Source organism: Bradyrhizobium sp. (genome assembly GCF_016462955.1).
Classification (GTDB): Bacteria; Pseudomonadota; Alphaproteobacteria; order Rhizobiales; family Xanthobacteraceae; genus Bradyrhizobium.
Genome location: NZ_JAEMSD010000499.1, coordinates 1 through 3,842, shown reverse-complemented (window position 1 = coordinate 3,842; position 3,842 = coordinate 1). Strand labels below are relative to the sequence as shown.

Sequence of the window (3,842 nt, the reverse complement as noted above, 5' to 3'; positions counted from 1 at the left end):
ATGTCGGCCGCCCTTCCCCGCTCTATTTCGCCGAACGCCTCAGCGAGCATCTCGGCGGCGCAAAAATCTACCTGAAGCGCGAGGAACTCAATCACACCGGTTCGCACAAGGTGAACAACGTGCTCGGCCAGATCATGCTGGCTCGGCGCATGGGCAAGAAGCGCATCATCGCCGAGACCGGCGCGGGCCAGCACGGTGTCGCCACCGCGACGCTGTGCGCGCGCTTCGGTCTCGAATGCGTGGTCTATATGGGCGCGGTCGACGTCGAGCGGCAGCAGCCCAACGTGATCCGCATGGAGATGCTGGGCGCGACAGTGGTCCCGGTGCAGTCGGGCACACGCACGCTCAAGGACGCCATGAACGAGGCGCTGCGCGACTGGGTCACCAACGTGCACAACACGTTCTATTGCATCGGAACGGTGGCGGGCCCGCATCCCTATCCGACCCTGGTCCGCGACTTCCAATCGATCATCGGCAACGAGACCAAGGCGCAGATGCAGGAGATCGAAGGCCGCTTGCCGGATTCGCTGGTCGCCTGCATCGGCGGCGGCTCCAACGCGATGGGCCTGTTTCATCCTTTCCTCGACGACCCCTCCGTCGAGATTTTTGGCGTCGAAGCCGCCGGCCATGGCCTGACGCAGCTGCATGCGGCCTCGCTCGCAGGCGGCCGTCCTGGCGTGCTGCATGGCAACCGCACGTATCTGCTGATGGATGCCGACGGCCAGATCCAGGACGCGCATTCGATCTCGGCGGGTCTCGATTATCCCGGCATCGGCCCCGAGCATTCCTGGCTGCACGACGTCGGCCGCGTCAACTATCTCTCCGCGACCGACGACGAGGCGCTCGCCGCGTTCCAGCTGCTGTCGAAGTTAGAGGGCATCATCCCCGCGCTCGAGCCCGCACACGCCATCGCCAAGGTGATGGAGCTCGCGCCGAAGCGGCCACGCGACCACCTGATGGTCGTCAACCTCTCCGGCCGCGGCGACAAGGACGTCCCGCAGGTCGGCGATATCCTGAGGGGCAAGAAGTGACCACGCGTATCGACACCCGTTTTGCCGAGCTGAAAAGCCAAGGCCGCGCGGCCTTCGTCACCTATGTGATGGCCGGCGACCCCGATATCACGACGTCGCTCAACATCGTCAAGGCGCTGCCCAAGGCCGGCGCCGACGTCATCGAGCTCGGCATTCCCTTCACCGATCCGATGGCCGATGGTCCGTCGATCCAGGCTGCAGGCCTGCGCGCGCTCAAGGCGGGCATGACCTTGAAGAAGACGCTCGATCTGGTGCGCGATTTCCGCAAGGACGACAACGTCACGCCGCTGGTGCTGATGGGGTACTACAATCCGATCTACATCTACGGCGTCGACAAGTTCCTGGCCGACGCCAAGAGCGCGGGCGTCGACGGCCTGATCATCGTCGACCTGCCGCCGGAGGAAGACAATGAGCTATGCATTCCCGCGCTGAAGGCCGGCCTGAACTTCATTCGCCTGGCAACCCCGACCACCGACGACAAGCGTCTGCCCGCGGTGCTCGCGAACACGTCGGGCTTTGTCTATTACGTCTCCATCGCCGGCATCACCGGTGCTGCGGCGGCCGACGCAAATGTCGTCGGTGAGGCGGTGGCGCGCATCAAGCGGCATACCAAGCTGCCGATATGCGTTGGTTTCGGCATCCGCACGCCGGAGGCTGCGCGCGCCATCGCCGAGAAGGCCGATGGGTCGGTGGTCGGCACCGCGCTGGTGGATGCGCTCAAGAACAGTCTCGACGCGGAAGGGCGTGTGACCGCCAAGACCGTTAATGCCGTCGCCGAATTGACCGCCGCCCTGGCCCAGGGCGTCAAGGGCGCACAACAGGCGGCGGAATAGGCCACAATTCCGCTGTAGCTCTTTAGTTTGAGCATGATCTGGTCGGAAAACCGCTTCACACTTTTCCGGATCATGCTCAACGCGCATGAGACGGCGGCTTGCCGGGCAGCAGCCCGGCCGCCATATATCCTTCAGGCGATTCCCAGCGGGGTCGTACATCGGAGCAAACCATGAACTGGCTTACCAATGTGGTCCGGCCGAAGATCCGCAACATGCTGCGGCGGGAGACGCCGGAGAACCTGTGGATCAAGTGTCCGGATTCCGGACAGCTCGTGTTCTACAAGGACGTCGAGGCCAACCAGTTCGTCATTCCCGGCTCGAACTACCACATGCGCATGGGCGCGGTGGCGCGGCTGAAGTCGATCTTCGACAACGAGACCTGGTACGACGTCGCGCTGCCCGAGGTCACGCCTGATCCGCTCAAGTTCCGCGACGAGAAGAAATATGCCGACCGCATCAAGGATGCGCGGACGCGGACCAATCTCAACGACGCGGTCAAGGTCGGTTACGGCAAGCTCGAAGGCTCCGCCGTCGTCATCGCTGTGCAGGACTTCGACTTCATGGGTGGCTCGCTCGGCATGGCCGCAGGCGAAGCCATCGTGCGCGGGATGGAGCTTGCGGTCGAGAAGAAGTCTCCCTTCATCATATTCGCTGCATCAGGCGGCGCACGCATGCAGGAGGGGATCCTATCGCTGATGCAGATGCCGCGCACCACGGTTGCCGTGCAGATGCTGCGTGAGGCGAAGCTGCCCTACATCGTCGTGCTGACCAATCCGACCACCGGGGGCGTCACCGCGTCCTATGCGATGCTGGGCGACGTGCAGATCGCCGAGCCCGGTGCGCTGATCGGCTTTGCCGGCGCACGCGTGATCGAGCAGACCATTCGCGAGAAGCTGCCCGAAGGCTTTCAGCGCGCCGAATATCTGAAGGAGCATGGCATGGTCGACATGGTCGTGCATCGGCACGAGCTGCGCCCGACCCTGGCGCGGCTCTGCCGCCTGCTGACGAAGGCGCCGGCGCAGGAAAGCACATCGAAATCTGTGCAGCCGGTCGAAAGCGCCGCGCAGATCGTATCGGCGGCCGAGACGGCCCCGGCCGCGCCGCACGCGTGAACGCCTCCTCCGACCGGGAGAAGCCGCCGCTCGGCGAATTGATCGGGCGGCTGTCGGCCCTGCATCAGAAGCGGATCGATCTCGGGCTGGAGCGGATGCACCGCCTGCTCGAGCGGCTCGGCAATCCCGAACGCAAGCTGCCGCCGGTGATCCATATCGCAGGGACCAACGGCAAGGGCTCGACGCTCGCCTATCTGCGCGCGACGCTGGAAGCCGCAGGCCTGCGCGTCCACGCCTACACCTCGCCTTACCTCGTCCGCATCAACGAATGCTTCAGGCTCGGCCGGGTCGGCGGCGGCGTGCTCGTCGAAGACGACGAATTGCGCGCAGCGCTCGAGGAGGTCGAGCGGATCAACGCCGGCGAGGCTGCGACTGTCTTCGAGCTGAAGACGGCTGCTGCGTTTCATCTGTTCGCGCAGAACCCGGCCGACGCGGTGCTGCTCGAAGTCGGCCTCGGTGGCAGGCTCGATTCGACCAACGTGGTCGATGCGCCGGCGGCCTCTGTGATCACGCCCGTCAGCATGGACCACATGGACTTCCTCGGCGATACCTTGGCATCGATCGCCGGCGAGAAGGCCGCGATCATCAAGCGCGGCGTGCCCGTGATCTGCGCCGAGCAAATGCCGGAGGCCATGGCGGTGATCGAAGCACAGGCGAGGCGCATGCGCGCGCCGCTGTTTGCCGCGAACGAGAGCTGGCACGTCAATGTCGAGCGCGGGCGTCTGGTCTATTCGGACGATCACGGCCTGATGGATCTGCCGGCACCGCGCCTGTTCGGCCGCCACCAATTCGCCAATGCCGGGCTCGCTATCGCGACGCTGCGCGCGCTTCCGGCCTTCAAGGTCAACCACGCCGCGGTCGAGGCC

The 3,842-nt window shown here is 65.0% G+C and carries 3 protein-coding genes and 1 pseudogene; all 4 read left to right on the top strand.

The window, feature by feature from the left end; genetic code table 11:
- Window positions 1-1,031: tryptophan synthase subunit beta (gene trpB / locus JHD07_RS32780; RefSeq protein ID WP_291629671.1), on the top strand; the 1,031-nt coding region annotated here is incomplete at its 5' end.
- Window positions 1,028-1,864: a tryptophan synthase subunit alpha gene (gene trpA / locus JHD07_RS32775; RefSeq protein ID WP_291629669.1), complete on the top strand. Its 837-nt coding sequence runs from the start codon at window positions 1,028-1,030 to the stop codon at window positions 1,862-1,864. The genes trpB and trpA, both read left to right, overlap by 4 nt.
- A gap of 170 nt (window positions 1,865-2,034) precedes the next feature.
- A pseudogene (gene accD / locus JHD07_RS32770) lies at window positions 2,035-2,883 on the top strand (acetyl-CoA carboxylase, carboxyltransferase subunit beta); the annotation flags it as partial.
- A gap of 89 nt (window positions 2,884-2,972) precedes the next feature.
- Window positions 2,973-3,842, top strand: an 870-nt coding sequence (locus tag JHD07_RS32765) for a Mur ligase family protein (RefSeq protein WP_291629665.1), incomplete at its 3' end; no start/stop codon positions are given.